The organism is Sagittula sp. SSi028 (assembly GCF_048553715.1).
In the GTDB taxonomy this organism is placed as follows: Bacteria; Pseudomonadota; Alphaproteobacteria; order Rhodobacterales; family Rhodobacteraceae; genus Sagittula.
In genome coordinates this window covers 329,907-352,226 of record NZ_JBLZNC010000004.1, presented here as the reverse complement: position 1 = coordinate 352,226, position 22,320 = coordinate 329,907, and the positions used below count along the sequence as shown (strand labels likewise).

The 22,320-nt window shown below is 62.5% G+C and carries 25 protein-coding genes; 18 read left to right on the top strand and 7 right to left on the bottom strand.

Annotated elements, in window-relative coordinates:
* Positions 1-44 precede the first annotated feature (44 nt).
* The 4 genes from dapF to ACN5AZ_RS10325 all read left to right on the top strand — a co-directional run bounded on the left by dapF (position 45) and on the right by ACN5AZ_RS10325 (position 3,609).
* Complete coding sequence (gene dapF, locus ACN5AZ_RS10340) at positions 45-872, top strand: diaminopimelate epimerase (protein WP_419428796.1); 828 nt, start codon at positions 45-47, stop codon at positions 870-872.
* On the top strand, positions 869-2,140 hold the full coding sequence (mtaB, locus tag ACN5AZ_RS10335) for a tRNA (N(6)-L-threonylcarbamoyladenosine(37)-C(2))-methylthiotransferase MtaB (RefSeq protein ID WP_419428795.1): 1,272 nt from the start codon (positions 869-871) through the stop codon (positions 2,138-2,140). The genes dapF and mtaB overlap by 4 nt, the downstream gene beginning before the upstream one ends.
* Positions 2,141-2,200: 60 nt before the next feature.
* Complete coding sequence (locus ACN5AZ_RS10330) at positions 2,201-2,827, top strand: FMN-binding negative transcriptional regulator (RefSeq protein WP_419428794.1); 627 nt, start codon at positions 2,201-2,203, stop codon at positions 2,825-2,827.
* A gap of 80 nt (positions 2,828-2,907) precedes the next feature.
* The gene (locus tag ACN5AZ_RS10325) at positions 2,908-3,609 is read left to right on the top strand and encodes a CDP-alcohol phosphatidyltransferase family protein (protein ID WP_419428793.1); all 702 of its coding nucleotides are present in this window, start codon (positions 2,908-2,910) and stop codon (positions 3,607-3,609) included.
* 30 nt (positions 3,610-3,639) lie between these two features.
* On the opposite strand, the gene xylB is transcribed toward ACN5AZ_RS10325, so the two are convergent.
* Together xylB and ACN5AZ_RS10315 are read right to left on the bottom strand one after the other, a co-directional pair.
* Positions 3,640-5,091: a xylulokinase gene (xylB, locus tag ACN5AZ_RS10320; protein WP_419428792.1), complete on the bottom strand. Its 1,452-nt coding sequence runs from the start codon at positions 5,089-5,091 to the stop codon at positions 3,640-3,642.
* 169 nt (positions 5,092-5,260) lie between these two features.
* Positions 5,261-5,506: an accessory factor UbiK family protein gene (locus tag ACN5AZ_RS10315; protein ID WP_419428791.1), complete on the bottom strand. Its 246-nt coding sequence runs from the start codon at positions 5,504-5,506 to the stop codon at positions 5,261-5,263.
* 97 nt (positions 5,507-5,603) lie between these two features.
* On the opposite strand from ACN5AZ_RS10315, the gene lgt reads away from it, so the two are divergent.
* From lgt to ACN5AZ_RS10290, 5 genes are all read left to right on the top strand, one after another.
* Positions 5,604-6,485 carry a prolipoprotein diacylglyceryl transferase gene (gene lgt / locus ACN5AZ_RS10310; RefSeq protein WP_419428790.1) on the top strand — a complete coding sequence of 294 codons (882 nt, stop codon included), beginning with the start codon at positions 5,604-5,606 and terminating at the stop codon, positions 6,483-6,485.
* The gene (locus ACN5AZ_RS10305) at positions 6,482-7,582 is read left to right on the top strand and encodes a class I SAM-dependent methyltransferase (protein ID WP_419428789.1); all 1,101 of its coding nucleotides are present in this window, start codon (positions 6,482-6,484) and stop codon (positions 7,580-7,582) included. Before lgt ends, ACN5AZ_RS10305 begins: the two co-directional genes overlap by 4 nt.
* Complete coding sequence (pgeF, locus tag ACN5AZ_RS10300; protein ID WP_419428788.1) at positions 7,572-8,327, top strand: peptidoglycan editing factor PgeF; 756 nt, start codon at positions 7,572-7,574, stop codon at positions 8,325-8,327. The genes ACN5AZ_RS10305 and pgeF overlap by 11 nt, the downstream gene beginning before the upstream one ends.
* 137 nt (positions 8,328-8,464) lie before the next feature.
* On the top strand, positions 8,465-8,608 hold the full coding sequence (locus ACN5AZ_RS10295) for a hypothetical protein (protein ID WP_419428787.1): 144 nt from the start codon (positions 8,465-8,467) through the stop codon (positions 8,606-8,608).
* 262 nt (positions 8,609-8,870) lie between these two features.
* A complete protein-coding gene (locus ACN5AZ_RS10290; RefSeq protein ID WP_419428786.1) occupies positions 8,871-9,641 on the top strand; it encodes a Hint domain-containing protein in 771 nt (256 codons plus the stop codon).
* An 18-nt stretch (positions 9,642-9,659) separates the two neighbouring features.
* Here the strand turns inward: ACN5AZ_RS10290 and ACN5AZ_RS10285 are convergent, their stop codons facing one another.
* Entirely contained in the window at positions 9,660-10,160 is a 501-nt protein-coding gene (locus ACN5AZ_RS10285; RefSeq protein ID WP_419428785.1) for an Lrp/AsnC family transcriptional regulator, read from the bottom strand.
* 283 nt (positions 10,161-10,443) lie between these two features.
* Here ACN5AZ_RS10285 and trxB point away from each other — a divergent pair, with 283 nt between their 5' ends.
* The 5 genes from trxB to ACN5AZ_RS10260 all read left to right on the top strand — a co-directional run bounded on the left by trxB (position 10,444) and on the right by ACN5AZ_RS10260 (position 15,854).
* On the top strand, positions 10,444-11,460 hold the full coding sequence (gene trxB, locus ACN5AZ_RS10280; protein ID WP_419428784.1) for a thioredoxin-disulfide reductase: 1,017 nt from the start codon (positions 10,444-10,446) through the stop codon (positions 11,458-11,460).
* Positions 11,461-11,612: 152 nt separating this feature from the next.
* Positions 11,613-12,002, top strand: a complete 390-nt coding sequence (locus tag ACN5AZ_RS10275; RefSeq protein WP_419428783.1) for a hypothetical protein — start codon at positions 11,613-11,615, stop codon at positions 12,000-12,002.
* A 50-nt stretch (positions 12,003-12,052) separates the two neighbouring features.
* Complete coding sequence (locus ACN5AZ_RS10270) at positions 12,053-12,397, top strand: ribonuclease E inhibitor RraB (RefSeq protein ID WP_419428782.1); 345 nt, start codon at positions 12,053-12,055, stop codon at positions 12,395-12,397.
* 179 nt (positions 12,398-12,576) lie between these two features.
* On the top strand, positions 12,577-14,667 hold the full coding sequence (locus ACN5AZ_RS10265) for a bifunctional sulfate adenylyltransferase/adenylylsulfate kinase (RefSeq protein WP_419428781.1): 2,091 nt from the start codon (positions 12,577-12,579) through the stop codon (positions 14,665-14,667).
* Positions 14,668-14,795: 128 nt separating this feature from the next.
* Positions 14,796-15,854, top strand: coding sequence for a Hint domain-containing protein (locus ACN5AZ_RS10260; protein ID WP_419428780.1), 1,059 nt, complete (start codon positions 14,796-14,798; stop codon positions 15,852-15,854).
* 46 nt (positions 15,855-15,900) lie between these two features.
* Here ACN5AZ_RS10260 and ACN5AZ_RS10255 read toward each other — a convergent pair whose 3' ends face one another.
* Positions 15,901-16,131 (bottom strand): DUF1150 family protein, encoded by a 231-nt coding sequence (locus tag ACN5AZ_RS10255; protein WP_419428779.1) that lies wholly within the window; start codon positions 16,129-16,131, stop codon positions 15,901-15,903.
* Positions 16,132-16,135: 4 nt separating this feature from the next.
* Positions 16,136-16,546 (bottom strand): Hsp20 family protein, encoded by a 411-nt coding sequence (locus ACN5AZ_RS10250; protein ID WP_419428778.1) that lies wholly within the window; start codon positions 16,544-16,546, stop codon positions 16,136-16,138.
* Positions 16,547-16,718: 172 nt separating this feature from the next.
* Between ACN5AZ_RS10250 and ACN5AZ_RS10245 the strand changes: the two genes are divergently transcribed.
* The 4 genes from ACN5AZ_RS10245 (at position 16,719) to ACN5AZ_RS10230 (ending at position 20,245) form a co-directional block, all read left to right on the top strand.
* Positions 16,719-16,943, top strand: coding sequence for a YdcH family protein (locus ACN5AZ_RS10245; protein WP_419428777.1), 225 nt, complete (start codon positions 16,719-16,721; stop codon positions 16,941-16,943).
* A gap of 98 nt (positions 16,944-17,041) precedes the next feature.
* Positions 17,042-17,530 (top strand): 5-(carboxyamino)imidazole ribonucleotide mutase, encoded by a 489-nt coding sequence (purE, locus tag ACN5AZ_RS10240; protein ID WP_419428776.1) that lies wholly within the window; start codon positions 17,042-17,044, stop codon positions 17,528-17,530.
* A gap of 64 nt (positions 17,531-17,594) precedes the next feature.
* Positions 17,595-18,665 carry a 5-(carboxyamino)imidazole ribonucleotide synthase gene (locus ACN5AZ_RS10235; RefSeq protein WP_419428775.1) on the top strand — a complete coding sequence of 357 codons (1,071 nt, stop codon included), beginning with the start codon at positions 17,595-17,597 and terminating at the stop codon, positions 18,663-18,665.
* Between the two features lie 137 nt (positions 18,666-18,802).
* The gene (locus tag ACN5AZ_RS10230) at positions 18,803-20,245 is read left to right on the top strand and encodes an MDR family MFS transporter (RefSeq protein WP_419428774.1); all 1,443 of its coding nucleotides are present in this window, start codon (positions 18,803-18,805) and stop codon (positions 20,243-20,245) included.
* Here the strand turns inward: ACN5AZ_RS10230 and ACN5AZ_RS10225 are convergent.
* Together ACN5AZ_RS10225 and ACN5AZ_RS10220 are read right to left on the bottom strand one after the other, a co-directional pair.
* Positions 20,242-21,381 (bottom strand): alpha-D-ribose 1-methylphosphonate 5-triphosphate diphosphatase, encoded by a 1,140-nt coding sequence (locus ACN5AZ_RS10225; protein WP_419428773.1) that lies wholly within the window; start codon positions 21,379-21,381, stop codon positions 20,242-20,244. The genes ACN5AZ_RS10230 and ACN5AZ_RS10225 overlap by 4 nt on opposite strands.
* A gap of 75 nt (positions 21,382-21,456) precedes the next feature.
* Positions 21,457-22,308: a DMT family transporter gene (locus tag ACN5AZ_RS10220; RefSeq protein WP_419428772.1), complete on the bottom strand. Its 852-nt coding sequence runs from the start codon at positions 22,306-22,308 to the stop codon at positions 21,457-21,459.
* Positions 22,309-22,320 lie beyond the last annotated feature (12 nt).

Here is a 22,320-nt window from a genome sequence, read left to right as displayed (position 1 = left end):
TGCCCCTCTGGCACAAAGGCCTTCACAGGCGTATATGCGCGCGGATGGAACACACACGCGATACCGGTTTGCCCTTTATGAAAATGCACGGGCTGGGGAACGACTTTGTCGTGATCGATTGCCGTGCGCGCGCCGTTTCGGTGTCGCCAGAGCTGGCCACCCGTCTGGCCGACCGCCACATGGGCGTGGGGTTCGACCAACTGGCCCTGATCGAGACAACCAAGACCGCCGATGCGCATCTGGTGTTTCTGAACTCGGACGGCTCGTCGTCAGCGGCCTGCGGCAATGCCACCCGCTGCATCGCACGGTTTCTGATGCAGGAGACCGGACAAAAGGCGCTGACCCTGACCACAAGCCACGGTCCGCTAGAGGCCATCGACGCAGGCAATGGCCTTGTGTCCGTCAACATGGGCCATCCCGTCACCGAATGGGCGCAGATTCCCTTGGCGCGCGATGTGGACACGCTGCATCTGCCCATCGACGGCGATCCTGTCGCCACCTCCATGGGCAACCCGCATTGCACGTTCTTTGTGGACGATGCCGAAGCGGTCGATCTGCCCCGCTTTGGCCCCGACATCGAACATCACCCGCTGTATCCGGAGCGCACCAATGTGCAGGTGGCCTCGGTCGTGGGGGACAATCATCTGCGGATGCGGGTTTGGGAGCGCGGTGCCGGGCTGACGCTGGCGTCAGGGTCATCGTCCTGTGCAACGGCGGTGGCGGCGGCACGTCGCGGCCTGACCGGGCGCAGCGTACGCATCGACCTTGACGGCGGCACCTTGCACATCGACTGGCGCGACGACGGTGTCTGGATGACAGGCCCCACCGCGCATGTCTTTACCGGCGTGCTGACGGCGGAGTGGCTGGCATGACCGACGCACCCAAATTCACCACGCTCGGCTGCCGGTTGAACGCCTACGAGACCGAGGCGATGAAGCGGCTCGCCACCGAGGCCGGTCTGACCGACGCCATGATCGTCAACACCTGCGCCGTCACATCCGAGGCCGTGGCCAAAGCCCGCAAGGAGATCCGCCGCCTGCGCCGTGACAATCCCGATGCGCCGCTGATCGTCACCGGCTGCGCCGCGCAGATCGATCCCGACAGTTTTGCCGCCATGGACGAAGTGAGCCATGTCATCGGCAACACCGAAAAGCTCGACCCCCAGACATGGACCCGCCTGACCCCGAATTTCATCGGTGACACCGAACGTGTCATGGTCAACGACATCATGTCGGTGCAGGAAACAGCGGCCCATCTGATTGACGGGTTCGGCACGCGGTCGCGCGCCTATGTGCAGGTGCAAAACGGCTGCGATCACCGCTGCACCTTCTGCATCATCCCCTACGGCCGTGGCAACTCGCGCTCTGTGCCCGCAGGGGTTGTGATCGATCAGATCAAGCGGCTGGTCCAAGAGGGCTATAACGAGGTCGTGCTCACCGGCGTGGATCTGACCTCATGGGGGGCCGATCTTCCCGGAGAGCCGCGTCTTGGCGATCTGGTCATGCGCATTCTGAAGCTCACCGATGTGCCGCGCCTGCGCATCTCCTCCATCGACTCGATCGAGGCGGACGACAATCTGATGCAGGCCATCGCGACGGAGCCGCGCTTGATGCCGCATCTGCACCTGTCGCTGCAACACGGCTCGGACCTGATCCTGAAACGGATGAAGCGCCGTCATCTGCGCGACGATGCCATCGCCTTTACCGAAGAGGCCCGCAAACTGCGGCCCGGCATCACCTTCGGGGCAGATATCATTGCAGGCTTCCCCACCGAGACCGAGGAACATTTCGCCGACAGCCTGTCGCTGGTCGAGGCGTGCAACCTGACATGGCTGCATGTGTTCCCCTACTCGGCCCGCCCCGGCACCCCTGCGGCCAAGATCCCGAACCGCGTCGACGGTCCCACGATCAAGGAACGCGCGGCACGTTTGCGTGCCGAGGGGGCCCGCGCGGTCACACGTCACCTTGCCTCTCAGCAAGGAGCGGCCCATCGCGTGTTGATGGAATCCCCCGAACTGGGCCGCACCGAACAGTTCACCGAAGTGCTGTTCGACGCACCGCAGGACGTTGGCCAGATCATCAGCGCCACCATCCACGGCCAGACCGACACGCAACTTCTGGGGACTGCAGGCAGCACCTGAAGGCTTTACCCGTCAGATTTCATGTGCCACCCATAGCCGTCAGGTCATGGGAGCACCGATATGCACAGCAATCCGTCTTTCCGGCAAGCCTCTGACGCGCAGGCCATCGCCTTTGCGCGCGGGCGCAGCTTTGGTGTGCTTACGGCCTCGTCCCCCGATGGGCCGCCTTTGGTTTCCCATCTTCCGTTTCTGTTGAACGGTGACGGCGATATGGCAGAGCTGCACATGGCCCGGCCCAACCCGATTGCCCGCGCCTGCAAGGAACACCTTCCGGTGACACTGGTGGTCAGTGGCCCCGATGGCTACGTGTCGCCCGACTGGTACGGGATCGAGGATCAGGTGCCCACGTGGAACTATGCAGCGGTGCATCTAACGGGCGTTTTGCACAGGCTGCCAGCGGACCGCCTGCCCGATATGCTGGCCCGCCAATCCGCCGCGTTTGAGGATGACATTCCCGGCAAAACCCCTTGGACCATGGACAAAATGACTGCCGACACCAAGGCCCGGTTTCTGCGCATGATCCTGCCCTTCGAATTACGCATCGACACTGTGTCCAGCACTTTCAAGCTGAACCAGAACAAACCGGACGCCGCCCGGCTGCGCGCCGCCGAACACATCCGGTCGGGCTTGGGCTCAGAGCTGGACGGCCTTGCGCAGTTGATGCGGCAACCGCCACAGGCGGAATAACGCACAGGGCATAAAGCCCGACGCCGGGGCAACCATCGGCTGAATTGCCATTGCATCGGTTTTCCGCCATGACAGAGCGCATGACCATCGCCTCCCCCCAGACCCGCGCGCTTTTGGTGCATCTGCTGACCGCCACTGGCGCGGTTTTCGCCATGCTGGCTTTGCTGGCAGCGGTTCAGGAAAACTGGCCCGTGATGTTTTTGTGGCTGGTGGTGGCATTTGCTGTGGATGGCGTGGATGGCCCGCTTGCGCGCAAATACGACGTGAAATCCAATGCACCGCGCTTTGACGGTGTGCTGTTGGATCTGATCATCGACTATCTGACCTATGTGTTCATTCCGGCCTTTGCCCTGTTTCAAAGCGGGCTGCTGCCCGGCTGGACCGGCTGGGCGTCGATCATTCTGATCACCTTTTCCAGCGCGATGTATTTCGCCGACAGCCGGATGAAAACGACCGACAATTCGTTTCAGGGCTTTCCGGGTTGCTGGAACATGCTGATCCTTGTGCTCTTCGCGGTAAAGCCGGATTTCTGGGTCATTCTCGGGCTGGTCGTGGCGCTGACTGTGGCGATGTTCTTGCCGCTGAAATTCATCCATCCGGTGCGCACGGCGCGTTGGCGCGCCTTGTCCCTGCCCGTCGCGCTGGCATGGACCTTCTTCGCAGGGTGGGCCGCTTGGGTCGAATTCCACCCCGAAAGCTGGGCGCACTGGGGTCTGGTTGTGACCTCTGTCTACCTGCTGGGCGTGGGCATCGTTCAGCAGATCGTTCCTGCCCGCTCGTAGGTCGGGGCTATTGCCCCGACGCCGCAGGTCTCAGGACACCTCACGCAGCATGGGATAGCAGGCGGCAAAGGCCGCGTGCGCCTCCCGATAAGCCGCTACCAGATCCGACCGTGGGGCAATGCGCTCGGCCACCTTGGGCGGCTGCATGATATCCTCGACAGATCCCGCGCCTGTGCCCACCATCGCCAGCCGCGCGGCGCCAAGCGCCGCCCCAAAATCACCCGCCTCCGGCAGCTCCAGCGTGACATCCAGAACGGTAGCGATGGTTTGCAGCCAGTAACGCGAGGCGGTACCGCCACCAATCGCCAGCAAACTATTTAACTGGGCTCCGGTGCCGCGCAGCGCCTGCGCACAATCGCCCAAGGCAAAGGCCACGCCTTCCATCACCGCCTGTGTCATCGCCGCGCGGTCCGTGCCCTGTTCTATATTAAGAAATCCACCCCGCACCTGTGGGTCGTTATGTGGCGTCCGTTCTCCCGACAGATAAGGCATAAACCGAAGCCGCCCCGGCCCGTTGATCTGGTCCGGCAAATCCTTGGCCAGTGTGGCCGGCGCGGCCCCGGTCACACGGCTCAGCCAATTCAGCGAATCCGTGGCCGACAGGATCACCCCCATCTGGTACCAGCGATCAGGCACCGCATGGCAGAAACTGTGCACAGCACTTGCGGGGGCGGGCGCATAGCTGTCGCGCCCCGTCAGCACCACGCCGGACGTGCCGAGCGAGACAAAGCCCGTCCCCTCGCCCAGTGCGCCCACCCCACAGGCAGAGGCCGCGTTATCTCCCGCCCCGCCGACCACGGCGACCTGATCCGACATGCCCCATCGCGCCGCCAGATCCGGGCGCAGGGTGCCACCGACCTCGCACCCCTCGATCAGACGCGGCATCTGTGCGCGCGTCAGCCCGCAGGCGTCCAGCAGTGTCTCTGACCAATCGCGCCCGCCGGTATCCAGCCACGCGGTCCCCGCCGCATCGGACATATCGGCAAAGTATTCGCCGGTGAGGTGGAAATTCATATAGCCAGCGGGCAGCAACACCTTCGCACATGCCTCGAACAGCTGCGGCTCATGCCGCGCCATCCACATCAGTTTCGGCGCGGTGAAGCCGGGAAAGACGATATTGCCGGACGTCTCCCGCACTCCCTGCCGCGCGTCCAGCTCTGCGGCCTCGACCCCGGCACGGCTGTCATTCCACAGGATACAAGGGCGCAATATAGCGCCCCTCGTATCCAGACACACGGCCCCGTGCATGTGACCGGAAACGCCCATGCCACGCACCTGGGCCATCGCGCTCGGGTGCTGCGCGGCCATCTGGCTCAAGACCGCATCAACGGCGGAGGTCCACAACCCCGGGTCTTGCTCGGACCAACCGGGATGGGGTTGCTGTGTCGCATAGCTTTCTGCGCCACTGGCGATCAGGCGTCCGTCGTCGGCCACCAAAACGGCCCGCAGCCCGGACGTCCCCAGATCCAACCCGATATACATGTCGCCCCCTCACAGCTGTTTGCGCAAACACAGACACCTGCTCGGGCGGGCAAAGTCAAACCGGTTTCACGCTTGGCAGACTCCGGTACGTTGGAACGCCAGGGGCGGGCGCGGGTCGTCAGACCCGCGCCCGCCCCCCACGGCGCTGAGCAAAGCTCAGCGCAACAGCTTACTTGGACGCAGCCTCCAGCGCGTCGAGACGCGCTTTCAGCGCCTCGTTTTCTTCGCGGGCCTTCTGCGCCATGCCGCGCACGGCATCAAATTCTTCACGCGTGACAAAATCACGATCCGCGAGCCAGCGGTCCACCATCCCCTTCAGGGCGGTTTCCGCTTCATCCTTTGCCCCTTGCGCGACGCCCATGGCATTGGTCATCAGCTGCGAGAGGTCGTCAAAAACCTTGTTGCGGGTCTGCATGGGGGTCACTCCGACGTTGCATTTCGTCTTCTATATGGGGCGCAATGCAACAACCCTCAAGGTTGACCTTTCCCTTAATCCAGAGGCATCAGGACATATGATCGCCGCCATCCCCTTTCCCGACCTTTCGTCAGAGCTGTTTTCCATCACGCTCTTTGGCATGGACTTTGCCCTGCGCTGGTACGCGCTGGCCTATATCGCGGGCCTGCTGATCGGCTGGCGCATCGCTGTGGCTGCCGTCAAACGCCCCCGGCTTTGGCCCGCCGAGCAGCCCCCCGCCAGCCCCGCCCAGATCGAAGACCTGCTGACATGGATCATCCTCGGGGTGATTCTCGGTGGGCGGCTGGGCTACGTGTTCTTCTACAACGCGGGCTATTACCTCGCCCATCCGGCGGAAATCCTGATGGTTTGGCAAGGCGGCATGGCCTTTCACGGAGGATTGATCGGCGTCGTTGTGGCGGCGTGGATCTGGTGTCTGCGCAACCGCGCCCCCGTTTTGTCGACCGCCGACATGCTCGCGCTGGCGACACCGCCGGGATTGCTGCTGGGCCGCGTGGCGAATTTCATCAACGCTGAACTTTGGGGCCGTCCGACCGATGCGCCATGGGGCGTGATCTTTCCCGGCCCTGCGGCGCAAAACTGCGGCCAAGCAGTGGGAGAGCTCTGCGCCCGCCATCCCTCTCAGCTTTACGAGGCAGGGCTGGAGGGGCTGCTGCTTGGCGTGGTGTTGCTGATTCTCGCAGCACGTGGCGCGCTGCGCCGCCCGGGCACCATCGCGGCTGTGTTCTTTATCGGCTATGCGGCGGCCCGCATCTTTGTGGAATTCTTCCGACAGCCGGATGAACAGTTCACCTCGGCCACTGATTCCGTCGGCTATGCCATCGAATTCGCCGGCGCAGGCATCACGCAGGGCCAATTGCTCAGCACGGCGATGATCGCTGCAGGGCTGCTGTTCCTCATAAGGTCGCGGCGCGTATGACCTCTCCGCTGGCTGACATTCTGCGCCACCAGATCGCGCGGACGGGTCCGATGACCTTGGCCGAATATATGTCGGCCTGCCTGTCCCATCCGGAACACGGCTACTACATGCGTCGAGACCCGCTTGGCGCGCGCGGCGATTTCACCACCGCGCCGGAAATCAGCCAGATGTTTGGCGAGCTGATCGGCCTGTGCCTCGCGCAAGCGTGGCTGGACCAAGGCGCCCCCGGCCCGTTTATTCTGGCCGAGGCCGGCCCCGGCCGTGGCACCCTGATGGCCGATATCCTGCGGGCCACCGCACAGGTGCAGGGCTTTCACGCGGCAGCGCAACTGCATCTGATCGAAACCTCGCCCAGCTTGCGTGCGCAGCAGCAGGCCCGCCTTCCGGACCCGATCTTCCACAACGGGTTTGACACCCTGCCCGAGGGGCCGCTGTTTCTTGTGGCCAATGAGTTCTTTGACGCCTTGCCGATCCGCCAATTCCAACGGCACGAAAACGGCTGGCAGGAACGTGTGGTCGGGCTGCATGACGGGCGTCTGGCCATCGGGTTAACCGACCCCGCCCCGGTCGAGGCTCTGGATCACCGGCTGGACGGCACCCGCCCCGGCCAGATCGTCGAGACCTGCGCCCCCGCGCAGGCCATTGCGCAAGACATCGGCGTGCGGATCGCGACCCATGGCGGCGCGGCGCTTATTGTAGACTACGGCGGCTGGCGCAGCATCGGCGACACCTTTCAGGCGGTGCAGAATCACAGCAGCGTCGATCCGTTCGCAGAACCGGGACAGGCTGATCTGACCGCCCATGTGGATTTCGAGGCCTTGGCGCAGGCCGCGCAGCCCGCAGCCCATAGCGCCGCCACCGCGCAGGGCGTCTTTCTGGAGAGGCTCGGCATCACGCCGCGCGCCCAAGCGCTTGCCACCCGGCTGCAAGGCGATGCGCTGGAAACCCACATCGCCGCACATCGCCGGTTGACGCACCCATCTGAAATGGGATCACTGTTCAAAGTGCTCGGCCTGTTTCCGGCAACGCAAACTGCGCCCCCTGCACTGGATCCTTATGACCCCGATATGATTGAATTTGCTGCACATGACGCTTGAGATCATCACATCCGACAGCCTGTCCCCGATGCGCCACGGGTTCTTTACCCGACGCGGCGGTGCCTCCTCCGGGGTGTTTGCCGGTCTGAACTGCGGCACCGGATCGTCCGACCAACGCGATATCGTGGCGATCAACCGCGCCCGCGTGGCCGATGCGATGGGCGTGGCCCCGTCCAATCTGGCCACGGTGCATCAGGTCCATTCGGCCCGCGCGGTGACTGTGGCGGACGGTGCAGCCGATCCGAAACCGCAGGCGGACGCCTTGGTCACGGCCACGCCCGGTGTGGCCTTGGGCATTCTGACCGCCGATTGCCAGCCGGTGCTGTTTGCCGATGTGGAAAACGGCGTCATCGGCGCGGCCCATGCAGGCTGGCGCGGGGCGCGGGATGGCGTGCTGGAGGCCACGATAGACGCCATGACCGACCTTGGGGCCGAACGCGATTGTATCGTGGCGGTCATCGGCCCCTCGATCAGCCAAGGCGCTTATGAGGTCGGGCCGGAATTTCTGGACAACTTTATGCAAGAGGATCCGGACAACAGCCGCTTTTTCGCCAATGGAACAGGCGATCGCATGCTGTTCGACCTGCCCGCCTATGGGCTGCACAAGCTGCGCGCCGCCGGTGTTGCCGCCGAATGGACCCGTCACTGCACCTACTCCGACCCGGACAGGTTCTATTCATTCCGCCGCGCCACCCACGCCAAAGAGGCCGATTACGGGCGGTTGATCTCGGCGATTCGCCTGTAAGCGATGACCGGAAACAATCACGATATGGCTGCGGTATTATCCCAATCAGGTCACAAGTCCGCCTGATTCCGACGCCATCTTCTGTTCCAAGGCAAGGCGGCCACCGCCCCAGCATTCGGACCAGAAGGACCAGCGGCATGAAAACGCGTTTTGTAAAATCCATCGTAGCCACCGCCAAGGCGAGCGATACAACCCGTTTGCCATGGGAACGCGGGTCCACCCGCAAAGCCACAATTGCGGCGCGCAAACCCAACACGACACCAACTTTGAAACGCGCCTGAGCGCGAGAATTCAGACCACAGATGCACACAGGCGGGGCACCACACCCCGCCTGTGTGCGTTTCTGCGCCATCGTTCCAGCAAACGGAACAGTCGCCGGCCGCGCAGAGTATTAGATCCGTCAACAGTATGTTTTTGGATTCAATTTTGACGAACCACCCCGATTGGGGCTATTTCAGAACCAACGATGACGAATTTATTATCGTCCTTCTGTCGTTGTTGGTGGGGGCCAACACGGATGTGACCAACCTATAAGGGGTTCACATGACCAGTCTCCACCGCGGTTTTGCTCCCGCGTCTTATGCCGGTACGCCACCTGCCAGTGCCGTCCGTGACACCACCAGCCCCACATTGATGCGGCGGTATGAAATTGCCTACCTCCGCCCCGACCTGCTGCCCGAATTTGACCAGATCGTCGCCCCGGCCACGCCGCTGTTTGAAAACTGCGCCGCTGCTTTGGCGCGCGGCACGCTGATCGACACGGTCTCTGGCCCCGTCGCGATCGAGGATCTGATGCCTGGCGACTATATCCAGACCGCCATGGGGCCGGAACCTGTGACATGGATCGGGTCGACCAGCTACATCCCGAACCGCGCGGATGATGCCACCTCTCTCACCTCTCTGACCCGTGTGACATCAGGCGCAATGGGGCTGGGCCAGCCGCCGATGGATCTTTTGTTCGGGCCCGCCGCGCGCATGGTCGTCCGCCATCCGAAACTGAAATCGCTGCTTGGCAATGAAACGGTTCTGGCGCCGCTGACCGACTATATCGACGGGGACCGGTATCTGGACATCACACCGGCAGGAACTGTCGAGATGTACCATGTGATGGTGCGCCGCCACACCACGCTGAAGGTGGGCGGCGTCGAGGTCGAGACATTCCATCCCGGCAACGACGCCAGCCAGCAGTTCGGCGCAAAAACCCGCGCCCTGTTCATGGCGTTGTTCCCGCATCTCGAAACGCTGGGCGATTTTGGCGAGACTTGCGCCATGCGCACATCGCGCGAGATGATCGACAAGCTGACAAACAGCTAAGCGGTGGCCGCAGCGTGGTCAGGCGCTGCGGCTCAACCGATCTTCCAGCACGTCAAAGGGCACGCCCGGCTCGTCCTTGGCGCCACGGATCACCAGCGACGTCTTGACCGATGCCACATTCGGCGCGGTCAACAAATCCCCTGTCAGGAAGCTCTGGAACGTCGACAGATCCGGCGCGACGCATTTCAGGATGAAATCCACCTCGCCATTCAGCATATGACATTCGCGGACCAACGGCCAATCACGGCAGCGCCCCTCAAAGGCGGACAAGTCCGATTCGGCCTGACTTTGCAGACCGACCATCACAAAGACCTGCACCTCAAAGCCCAGCGCGCGACTGTCCACATCCGCATGATAGCCTTGGATATATCCTTGCTCTTCGAGCACACGCACACGCCGCAGGCAGGGAGGCGCAGAAATCCCGACGCGTTTTGCCAGTTCAACATTGGTCATTCGGCCATCGGCCTGCAGCTCGGACAGGATTTTTCGATCAATCGGATCGAGCCGGTGCAACGGCATATGGTTCTCCAAACACTTGGCGTGATCGGCGCGACAACTGATACAGTCGCAAGGTCACGGATTATTCAACGCAGCGTCACGGGTCGACGGACCCCATGCATTTCCGATTAATTATATCGCTACGCATGGTGCGCGCAATAATATTTCGCAAATGCGTAACTTTCTTAACCCCGTTGCCGCAGTTTCGGTCACAGCTCCGCAACCACCCCACGCCGCCGTGCATTGCACAGCGCGGCGCAGTGGTTATATGCAAGGGCCAAACGCGAACGACCGGAGTCAGACCATGCCCGATACCCGCCACACCAAGGTTCTTATCATCGGCTCCGGCCCTGCCGGATACACCGCTGGCGTGTATGCCTCGCGGGCCATGCTGAATCCGCTGCTGGTGCAGGGGATCGAACCCGGCGGCCAGCTGACCACGACGACCGAGGTTGAAAACTGGCCCGGCCACACCGAAATTCAGGGCCCCGACCTGATGGTCAACATGGAGGCGCACGCCCGCGCCATGGGCACCGAAATCATCGGTGACATCATCACCAAGATCGACTTCGACGTGCGCCCCTTTGTGGCCCACGGTGACAGCGGCGCAACCTACACCGCCGATTCGATCATTCTGGCCACCGGCGCGCGCGCCAAATGGCTGGGGCTGGACTCGGAAGAGGCGTTCAAAGGTTTTGGCGTATCCGCCTGCGCGACCTGCGACGGCTTCTTCTACCGTGGCAAGGAAATCGTTGTGATCGGTGGCGGCAACACCGCCGTCGAGGAAGCGCTGTTCCTGACCAACTTCGCCTCCAAGGTGACGCTGATCCATCGCCGCGACGAGCTACGCGCCGAAAAGATCCTGCAGGACCGCCTGTTCAAACACCCCAAGGTCGAAACCCTGTGGCATCACCAATTGGACGAGGTTCTGGGCACCGACATGCCCAAGGGTGTAACAGGCGTGCGCGTGAAGAACGTACAGACCGGCGAAACCTCTGAGATTGACTGCGCAGGTGTGTTTGTCGCCATCGGCCACGCTCCGGCCAACGAGCTGGTCAAAGACGTGCTGGAAACCCACATGGGCGGCTATGTTGTGACCAAACCCGACAGCACCGAAACCTCGATCCCCGGTATCTTTGCGGCAGGCGATTTGACCGACCACAAATACCGCCAAGCTGTGACAAGCGCCGGCATGGGCTGCATGGCCGCGCTGGAAGCCGAGCGTTGGCTGGCCGAACAAGGGCTGGACGATCCCGCCACCCCCGACAAGGACGAGACCGAGCCACTGGGCTACGGCGCGCCCGTCGAAGCTGGTCACTGACCGCAGCGGTTTACCAGACATGACAAAAGGGGCTGGATCGCATCCGGCCCCTTTTTTGTGCGCAGTGGTACGGCCCGCGACACACAGTCCAGTTGTGCAAACTCGCGCAATGGTAGAGCGTCGTATCAAACCCGTTGTGATGTGAGACCCCGATGCTTCGCCTGCTGCCCTTGCTCCCCGCCGCGCTTGCCGCGCTCACCGCTGGTGTCCACATCTTCGTCGGCACCTTTGACACGCTGCTGCCCGTCACCTCTGGCACATTGCCGTTGATGGTGCGTGGCACCATGGCGGCCTGTTGGCATATCCTTGGCCTGTTTCTGGCGGTCTCCGCATGGGTCTTTGCCCGGGACGGCGCGGCACGTATCTGTTTGGCTTGGCTTTGGATTGGCGGCGGCGTGATCTTTGTGGTGACAGCCCTGTGGATGGGCGGCCTGTCGGCGTTGTTGATCCTGCCGCAGTGGATCTTGCTGCTGCCTACGGGACTGGCTGCACTCTGGCTGCGGGGCGTGCCACACCACCACCCCTCTGGCCAAGGGACGTGATCCCCGCTACCACGCGGATAGATTTGGACCAGCAGGATCAGAGGCCCGATATGTCCCATGATTACGACGCCCAGCGCGCCGAGACCCGCGCCACCTATGCCGAATTGCAAGCGGCCCACGGCCTGCCTGAGTTCGCTGATGTGGATTACTTCCTCGTTCCGGCCGCCAAAAGCGACTGGCAGCCGCTGGCCAAGGCGCTGGCCGATGAAGGCTACGATTGCGAATGGGTGGAAGACGACGGAGAGGCCAATGGCCCCTACCTCGTGGCCACTCTGTTCGAACAGATCATCTCGGCAGATGGCATCTGGCTGGGCGAGGAAGTCGCCACACGCATTGCGCTGTCCCACGGGTTCGAACCGGACGGCTGGGGCCTGCTGGGCGACGGCGAAGACTGATCCATATAAAATGCGACCTTTCATGGCCGGGTGATCCAAAGGGATCGTCCGGCCATATGCGTTTTTTGGGTCACGCCATCGCGCAGAAGGCAAAAAATGGCCCATCGGGGCAGAAAAAGGTTTCCTGACCTTGGGAAAGGTGACATGTGTTCACGCGTGAACACATAACGAGTCTTCTGATGCCCTCCGATCCCGAAACCTTGACGGCCAAAGCCGCTGCGTCCGATGACGACCAGCTGTTTGTGCTGTTGCGGCAGCTGGACCGGGCACCGGACGCAAGCCAACGCGCCATCGCAGAGGCTATGGGCGTATCGCTCGGGCGGCTGAATGCTCAGCTGCGCGCCGCGACGGACGCCGGGCTTATTGTTGTGTCCGAACGCAAGGGCAATGATCGCCGCCAGCGGTTCGCCTACGCGCTGACAGAGACAGGCCGCGAGACCAAGGAACGGCTCGTTCAGTCCTTTCTCGCACGGAAATTCGCCGAATATGCGGCGCTGCACGCAGAGCTGACCGGCTCTGTGGGCGACCTCATGCCACTGAAATACAGGAGCACGCTGATGCAATCCAACCTTGCCCCCATCCCCGAGCTGTACGTGTCCTACGACAGCGCCCAGAAACTGAAGGTCGAAGCCGCTGACCTGACCTCGCACGATCTGACCCCGCGCCAGATTTGCGATCTGGAACTGCTGATGAACGGCGGGTTCAACCCGCTCAAGGGCTTCCTGTCGGAAGAGGATTACAACGGCGTCGTGGAAAACATGCGTCTCGCAGACGGCACCCTGTGGCCGATGCCGATCACGCTCGACGTTAAGGAAGACTTTGCTGATAAGATCGAGATCGGTCAGGACATCGCGCTGCGCGACCAAGAGGGCGTGATCCTCGGCACGATGACCGTGACCGACAAATGGGTCCCCAACAAGTCGCGTGAAGCCGAGAAAGTGTTCGGTGCCGACGACAGCGCGCATCCGGCGGTCAACTACCTGCACAACACCGCGGGCAACGTGTATCTGGGCGGTCCCGTGACCGGCATCCAGCAGCCCGTGCACTATGACTTCCGCGCCCGCCGCGACACACCCAATGAGCTGCGTTCATACTTCCGCAAGCTGGGCTGGCGCAAAGTGGTTGCGTTCCAGACGCGTAACCCGCTGCACCGCGCGCATCAGGAACTGACCTTCCGCGCCGCGAAAGAGGCACAGGCCAACCTGCTGATCCACCCGGTTGTCGGCATGACCAAACCGGGCGATGTGGACCACTTTACCCGCGTGCGCTGCTACGAGGCGGTTCTGGACAAATACCCCCAGTCCACCACCACCATGTCGCTGCTGAACCTTGCCATGCGTATGGCAGGCCCGCGCGAGGCCGTCTGGCACGGTCTGATCCGCGCCAACCACGGCTGCACCCACTTCATCGTTGGCCGCGACCACGCCGGCCCCGGCAAGAACTCTGCCGGTGAGGACTTCTACGGCCCCTATGACGCGCAAGAGCTGTATCGTGCGCACCAGTCCGAAATCGGCTGCGAAATGGTCGACTTCAAGCACATGGTCTACGTGCAGGAACGCGCCCAGTACGAACCCGCAGATGAAATCGCTGACAAGGATGACGTGACCATCCTGAACATCTCCGGCACCGAACTGCGCCGCCGTCTGGCCGAAGGTCTGGAAATCCCGGAATGGTTCTCCTTCCCCGAGGTGGTCAAGGAACTGCGCCGCACCAAGCCGCCGCGCTCGCAGCAGGGCTTTACCGTGTTCTTCACCGGTTTCTCCGGCTCCGGCAAATCCACCATTGCGAACGCCCTTATGGTCAAGCTGATGGAAATGGGCGGCCGTCCCGTGACGCTGCTGGACGGTGACATCGTGCGCAAAAACCTGTCGAGCGAGCTTGGCTTCTCGAAGGAGCACCGTGACCTGAACATTCGCCGCATCGGCTATGTGGCGTCCGAGATCACCAAGAACGGCGGCATCGCGATCTGCGCGCCCATCGCGCCCTATGCAACCACCCGTCGCGCGGTGCGTGAGGACATCGAGCAGTTCGGCGCATTCGTCGAGGTCCACGTGGCCACGTCGATCGAGGAATGCGAACGTCGCGACCGCAAAGGCCTGTACAAGCTGGCGCGCGAAGGCAAGATCAAGGAATTCACCGGCATCTCCGATCCCTATGATGTGCCTGCGAACCCGGAACTGTCGGTCGAAACCGAAAACGTCGACGTCGACAACTGCGCCCATCAGGTCATCCTGAAGCTGGAAAGCATGGGGCTGATCGCCGCCGAATAAGCGCATCACCCATCACATTTTGGCAAGGGGCCGGACCGAGTGTCCGGCCCTTTCGCATTTTAAAGAATGTTCAAAGGCAATCTTCACAAATTGACCTTATGCCTTCCCTTCAACCATCGGAGGTGGAAATGGCTGAACATCTCACTTGGGGTTGGCTACAACCCGGGCCGCTTGCAGGGTTTTCCACCAGCAATCAGGATAACCTTGATGCCGGGCTGAACGGTCAGGTCCTCTCGGTGGCGACATATAAGGAATACCTGCTGCGCGATGCCGACAATGACGGCGTCATCTATGATGAGGACCGTGATGACACGGGCGTGCGCTCCCCCGGCGAGGGGATCGTGATCGACGGTGTCCTGAACAAGGGGCACGAGATCGCCGTTTATTCAAACTCCACCATCACCGTGAACGGGGTCGACCATTCGGTGAACCTGATCGTGACGGTTCTGGAGAACGGCGCATGGGGCGTGCGGCTGCACAACAGCGATATACAGGACGGCTGGTACCCTGCCGACATCACGGCGGCGCGGTTGGGCACGTTCAACGGTGTGGAATATTCGGGAACGCAGATCAATGCCGTCGACCGGATGCTGTGTTTCGCGCCGGAGACACCGATCCAGACACCGGATGGGTGGCGGCGGGCGGACAGCCTCTCCGACGGTGATCAGGTCATGACCTATCAGGGGCCACGCCCTTTGATCTGGACGGCGCAGCGCCGCGTGGCCGCCCATAACAGCATAAACGCCCCTGTGGTGATCCCCAGCGGGGTGCTGGGTGCGCGCGCTGTGATCCGGCTGTCCCCGCTGCATCGCGTGATGGTGACCAGTCCAATGGCGCAGCTTTTGTTTGGCAGCCAGCACGTGCTGCTTGCCGCGCGCCACCTGCTGCACCTGCCACAGGTACGGCAACGCAGACAGGCGACTATAAACTACGTCCACCTCATGACCCGGCGCCATACAGCGCTGCGCTGTCCCGGCCTGTGGTGCGAGACCTTTCAGGCAGGACCATGGGCGCGCCGAATGCTGCCGCAAAGCGACCGGATCAGATTGGAAAGCGTGTATTCAGGGCGGCAGCGTCTTCGGGCCGGATGGCCTGTACTTGGCGCAACAGAGGCGCGGCTGTTGCTGCATATGATCTCGACCGGTCCCATAGCCACCGACGACCAAACTGTTTCCGCCGCACATTAGCGGGCCAAAGAAAACCCCGCCAAAGTCGCTGGCGGGGTCGTTGGTGTCAGTGCACCGTCACAGGGGCAAAATCGTTCTGCCGTGCCAGATCAAAGGCCAGCTTGCGGTCCAAGACCAGTGCCAACCTTTCGCCATCGGCACGGTGTACGGCATACAAAGTATCCTGTTCGCCCACCTGTTCCTGCACATCTTCGGGCAGATCCTCTGCCCGGACGGAGCGCACGTAAACGGTTCGGCCTTCGTCCATCAGCTTGGAAAAGTCGTATTGAACATGCATTTGCTTATCCTTTCCTGATCTTGATGGTCTGCACCACGGCGTCCGGCAGGCTCTGTGTCAGATCGACGTGCAACAGGCCGTTCTCCATCACAGCTTCACCGACTTCGACGTGATCCGCCAAAACAAATGTGCGCTGAAACTGGCGCGCGGCAATGCCACGATGCAGAAATACGCGTTCTGCGCTGTCATCGCGCGACCGTCCCCGGATCACCAACTGCCGATCCTCTACGGTGATCGACAGGTCCTCTTCGCGGAAACCCGCGACGGCCAATGTGATTCGGTACGATCTGTCTGATGTCTGTTCGATGTTGAAGGGCGGATACCCTTCGGAGGATTTTGCCGTCCGTTCCAGCAAGCGTTCCAGTTGCTCGAACCCCAGCATATGCGGGTAAGACCCCAGTGTGAGTTTGCTCATCTCGTCCCTTTCAGTCCTTGCAGCAAGCGACCGTTGCGCGCCCGTCCCGTCTGGCAACCGGCACCTGTCAAATATGGGAAGCCAGCCGCACGGCTGCAAGGGGCTTTGCGAATGACGCCCGAGCCGCTATTCTAAGCGTCCAAGACTGCACCGCTTTGTCAGGAGCCCCGTCATGAATGCGCCCTCGGATCTGTCGATGAAAAGCGATGACGTGCTGCGGGTCGAGCTGGAGGTCTTCCGCCGCGAGCACCGCGATCTCGACGAGGCCATCCGCGCCCTGCAGGACACCGGCACCGCAGATCAGATCACCCTGCAACGGCTGAAAAAGAAAAAGCTGCTGCTGAAGGACAAGATCGCCATGATCGAGGATCGGCTTTTGCCCGATATCATTGCCTGAAGTCCGCAAAGGGACGTGGAAGCGTGCCTAAGTGATTGCCCTGCACCGCGTCTTCGCTAGTATCGCGCCCGCATCAACCGCGGCGTTAAGGGGCAGACATGGCACAGATCGAAATCGGCATTATCATGGGCAGTCAGTCCGATTGGCCCACCATGAAAGAGGCCGCCGATATCCTTGATGAACTGGGCGTGCCCTACGAATGCAAGATCGTCTCGGCCCATCGCACCCCTGACCGCCTGTGGGACTACGGCAAGACCGCCGTGGACCGTGGCCTGAAGGCGATCATCGCAGGTGCGGGCGGTGCCGCGCATCTTCCCGGTATGATGGCGTCGAAAACGCGTGTGCCCGTGATCGGCGTGCCCGTGCAGACAAAGGCGCTGTCCGGCGTCGACAGCCTGTATTCCATCCTCCAGATGCCGCGCGGCTTTCCGGTTGCGACCATGGCAATCGGTGCCGCCGGTGCCAAGAATGCGGGGCTGATGGCGGCGGCGATCCTTGCCAATGGCGATCCAGCACTGGCGCAACGTCTGGACGACTGGCGCGCGGCCCTGTCGGCATCGATTGCGGACGAGCCGGTCCGCGACTGATCCGGCGGGCCTTGCCCTTGGACGACACTTTGGCCAAAAGCGCAGCCAGCACAGGAGGCACGACATGACCACTCCCCTTCCCACCGGCGCAACCATCGGTATCCTCGGAGGCGGCCAACTGGGCCGCATGTTGTCGGTCGCGGCCTCCCGTCTGGGGTTCAAGACTGTGATCTTTGAGCCCGGTGGCGATTGCCCGGCCTCTCATGTGGCGAATTACCATCTGCAGGCCGAATATGATGATGCCGATGCGCTGCGCAAATTCGCGCAGTCGGTGGATGTCATCACCTATGAATTCGAGAACATCCCGACAGAGGCGCTCGACATTCTCGAGGGGATCACCCCCATCCACCCCAACCGAGAAGCGTTGCGCGTCTCGCAGGATCGGCTGGTGGAAAAGACCTTTCTGACCGATCTGGGGCTGGAGGTCGCGCCATTCGCCGACATTCCTGACCGCGCCGCGCTGGATGCCGCGCTGGACCACATCGGCGCTCCGGCGATTTTGAAAACCCGCCGGTTTGGCTACGATGGCAAGGGACAGGCCCGGCTGCACAGCGCAGACGATGCGGAACAGGCACTGGCCGATATGAACGGTGCGCCCGCCATTCTCGAAGGTTTTGTCGACTTCTCGCTCGAAATCTCGGTGATTGCGGCGCGCAGTCAGGATGGACAGGTCTCTGCCTTTGATCCCGGCGAAAACGTCCACGAGGCCGGCATCCTGCGCACCACAACCGTTCCGGCGCGCATCCCTGCACGCCTGCAGACAGATGCGGTTCTGCTGGCAGGCCGTATCCTGAATGCGCTGGACTACGTTGGTGTGATGGGGGTCGAGCTGTTTGTCACGCCGGGCAAGGTTATCGTGAACGAGATCGCCCCGCGCGTACACAACTCTGGCCATTGGACGCAGAACGGCTGCACCGTTGACCAGTTTGAACAGCATATCCGCGCGGTGGCGGGCTGGCCTTTGGGCAATGGCGAACGCCACAGCGACGTTGTGATGGAAAACCTGATTGGTGACGACATGGACCGCGTGCCCGAACTGGCGCGCGACGGGGCCTGCGCCCTGCATTTGTATGGCAAGTCCGAGGTCAAGGCAGGCCGCAAGATGGGGCACGTCAACCGGATCACCAAGGGCTGATACGCGCAAAGCTTGAGTGGTGGGCGCGCATTTCAATTGCGTGATTGCAGCACATAAATCTTGCATCCGCACCAGCGGGTGCATTACGGCTCGTGGGTCGCCCGATATGCGGGCAACCGCCCACCCGAAAGCCTGCCATGACCGATACGACCATCACCCCCGACACCTCTTCTGACACTTCGGCGCGCGACCGTCAGGTGATCCTGCTTTTGCTCGTGTCGGCCTTCACCGTCATCCTGAACGAGACGATCATGGGCGTGGCCCTGCCGCGCCTGATGGACGACCTCGGGATCACCGCCGCTGCGGGCCAGTGGCTGACGACGGCCTTTTTGCTGACCATGGCCGTGGTGATCCCGATCACCGGCTGGCTGTTGCAACGGGCGACCACACGCGCCGTTTTCCTGATGGCCATGGGGCTGTTTTCTGCGGGCACACTGGTCTGCGCGACCTCGCCGGGTCTTGGCCAGCTGATCCTTGGCCGCGTTGTGCAGGCAGGCGGCACCGCGATGATGATGCCCCTGCTGATGACCACAGTCATGAGCCTCGTCCCGCCGGAAAGCCGAGGCAAAACGATGGGCAATATCTCCATCGTGATCTCCGTCGCGCCCGCCATCGGCCCCACCATCTCGGGAATTATTCTGAACCTGTTGGACTGGCGCTGGATGTTCTGGTTGGTGCTGCCCATCGGCTTGTCCGCCTTGGCGTTGGGCTATGCGCGGTTGGTGAACGTCAATGATCCGCAAAAGCCCCCGCTCGACGTGGTCTCTGTCCCGCTGTCGGCCTTGGGCTTTGGTGCGTTGGTCTATGGCCTGTCCACCATCGGGGAAAGCCATGCGGACGCATCGATCCCTGTTTGGCTGCCGGTGCTGGTGGGGCTGGTGACGATTGCCGTCTTTGCCCGCAGGCAGTTGCGTCTTGGGCCACAGGGGCGCGCCCTGTTGGACCTGCGCACCTTTGGCAACCGCGTGTTCACCGTATCAGTGGTAATGATGGGCTTTTGCATGATGGCGCTGTTCGGCATGATCATCCTGTTGCCGATCTACATGCAGAATGTCATCGGGATGGCGCCTTTGGCTGCGGGGCTTGCCCTGCTGCCCGGTGGTCTGACCATGGGTCTGCTCGCCCCGCCCATCGGACGACAGTATGACCGGATCGGCGCGCGCAAGCTGGTGATCCCCGGCGCAGTCTGTGTCAGCCTCGGACTGTGGCTGATGGCGATGCTGGGCCTGAACTCGGGCATCTGGCACGTGCTGGCGGCGCATATGGTGTTGTCGATTGGTCTGGCCTTGCTGTTCACCCCGCTGTTTACATCCGCACTGGGAGCGTTGCCCAAGCCTATGTATTCCCATGGCTCGGCGGTGATGGGCACGATGCAGCAGGTGGCGGGCGCGGCAGGGATTGCCCTGTTTGTCTCTGTCATGTCGCTGGTGTCCCATGCGCAAACGGCTGAGGGTGCGCCCCTTGTCGAAGCGACCGCCGCAGGTGTCCGTGCCGGTTTCATGACCGGCGGCGTGATTTCCTTCCTGCTGATTGCAGCTGGCTTCTTTGTCCGCCGCCCGCCGGACATGCGCCCGGATTAAGCGATAAAGCGCTGCGCCACCTCGCCGCTCATCCACGCCACTTGCCCGCCCGACAGCGTGGCGGCGATGCGGCGGCTGTCGCGTTCGACGATGACCAGATCGGCACGCAGGCCTGCCTTGATCCGCCCGCGATCCGCAAGGCCCAAAAGCCGCGCAGGCCCTGACGACACCAAGGCCCAAGCCTCAGGTTCATCCAGCAGGCCAAGCTCGACACAGCGCCATGCCGCCCGCGCAGGCGAGGGGTAGTGGTAATCCGACGCCAGAGCATCACACAGCCCCGCCGCAATCAGATCCTGCGCCGAGGCATTCCCCGCATGCGACGCCCCGCGCACCACATTCGGCGCGCCCAAAACGGTGAACTCACCGGCATCTCGGGCGGCCTGCGCGGCCTCTAACGTCTCGGGGAATTCGGACACCGCCGCGCCGCGCCCGCGCCACAACGCGCGGTCCTCTGCGGTGTGGTCATCATGGCTGCCCAGCGTCACGCCTTTGGCCCGCAAACGGGCGCACAGCGCATCCACAGCTGGCCCGACCTCCGCGCCGCGGCTGTGCAGATCCAACAGCAGGCGAAAGTAATCCTCGGGATTGCGACGGCTTTTCAACGCCTGCCCCGTCAAGCGCGGCGGTTTGCGCCCCTGTGACAGACGATCATGCGGCAGGTGATCGTTGAACACGACATAATCGATGCCGTACTGGTCTATGGCGTCTTCGGCAGCCGCAAATTCATCAATGTAATGCGTCTCCAGCCGCATTTGCAGGCGCATATCCACCGCAACACTGTCGCGCATGATGGCCACGGACTCGAACACTTCGCGCGCGAATTCCGGCCCGCGCAGCCCGCCTTCCCAGCTCCAGAACTGCGCAACAACAGCGGTGGTGATGCCACAAGACCCCAGCTCTGCCGCAACGGCCAGCATGCCTGCGTCCCGCTCGCGCAAGGCGCCTCGGCGCGGGGCCATGTGACGCTCGAACCCGTCACCATGGGCATCGATGATCCCCGGCAGAATGTCGTAGCCGGTCAGATCCACCTCGGGGGCCGGGTCATCGCAAAGAATGTCGCCCACCACTGTCACCGGCGCGTCGGACCACCCGTCAGGGCGCATCACCCGCGCGCCCACCAACCGTCTGTTGATCATGTCCCGTGCTCCAAGGCTGCGATCACTTCCGCGCCGCAATACCCCGAGACGCGGCGCGGCAAAAGCCCCGGTGCCTTAGCGCGGCCCGCCAAAAAACCGCGGTCCCAGAACCGACAGCGCCACACCGCCCAGCACCAGCGCGCTGGCGATGACAAAATCCATCGTCAATGGCTCTGTCAGGAACAGCATCCCGCCGGCCATAGCGATCACCGGCACCGTCAATTGCGCCACGGCGGCCACCGATCCATCCAGACGCGGCAACACCGCATACCACAGGGCATAGCCCAGACCAGAGGTGACCGCGCCGGACACAATCGCCAGTGCGACACCTTCAAAGGTCATGGGGCCCAACCCGTTGCCAAGCAGGACCACCACAGCAATGGGGGTTGCCAGAACGAAATTCGCCGCCGTCGCCTGCAGCGCATCCGAAGACAGCTTGCCCGCCAGCGAATAGACGCCCCAGCCAAAGCCCGCCGCGAGCATAAACATGCTTGGCAACAGCCCGGCAGACACACCGTCTTGCGGCCAGACCAGCCATGCAAGGCCACAAAAGGCCACAGCCGCGCCGATCCAGCGCAACGGGGCGGGGCGTTCGCCGCCCATCACACTGCCCGCAAACATGGTGACCTGCACCATGCCGAACAGGATCAGCGCCCCCAGACCCGATTCCAGACCCACATAGGCAAAAGAAAATCCAAAGATATAGATCAGCAGGCCTGCCACACCGGCCAGCCGCCCCGCGCCGCCGAACCTCAGGCCGCCACGCAGCACCCCGCACAGCACTGCCAGCGTCACCGCGCCCGCCAACAGACGGATCACACCGAAAGCGACCGGAGAGATCTGCCCCCCGCCGACGCCTGCACGGTTGAGAACGGAATTGGCGGCAAAGGCCACCATGATCACAACGACCAGACCAAAGAGCTTCATGAGTTATTTTTC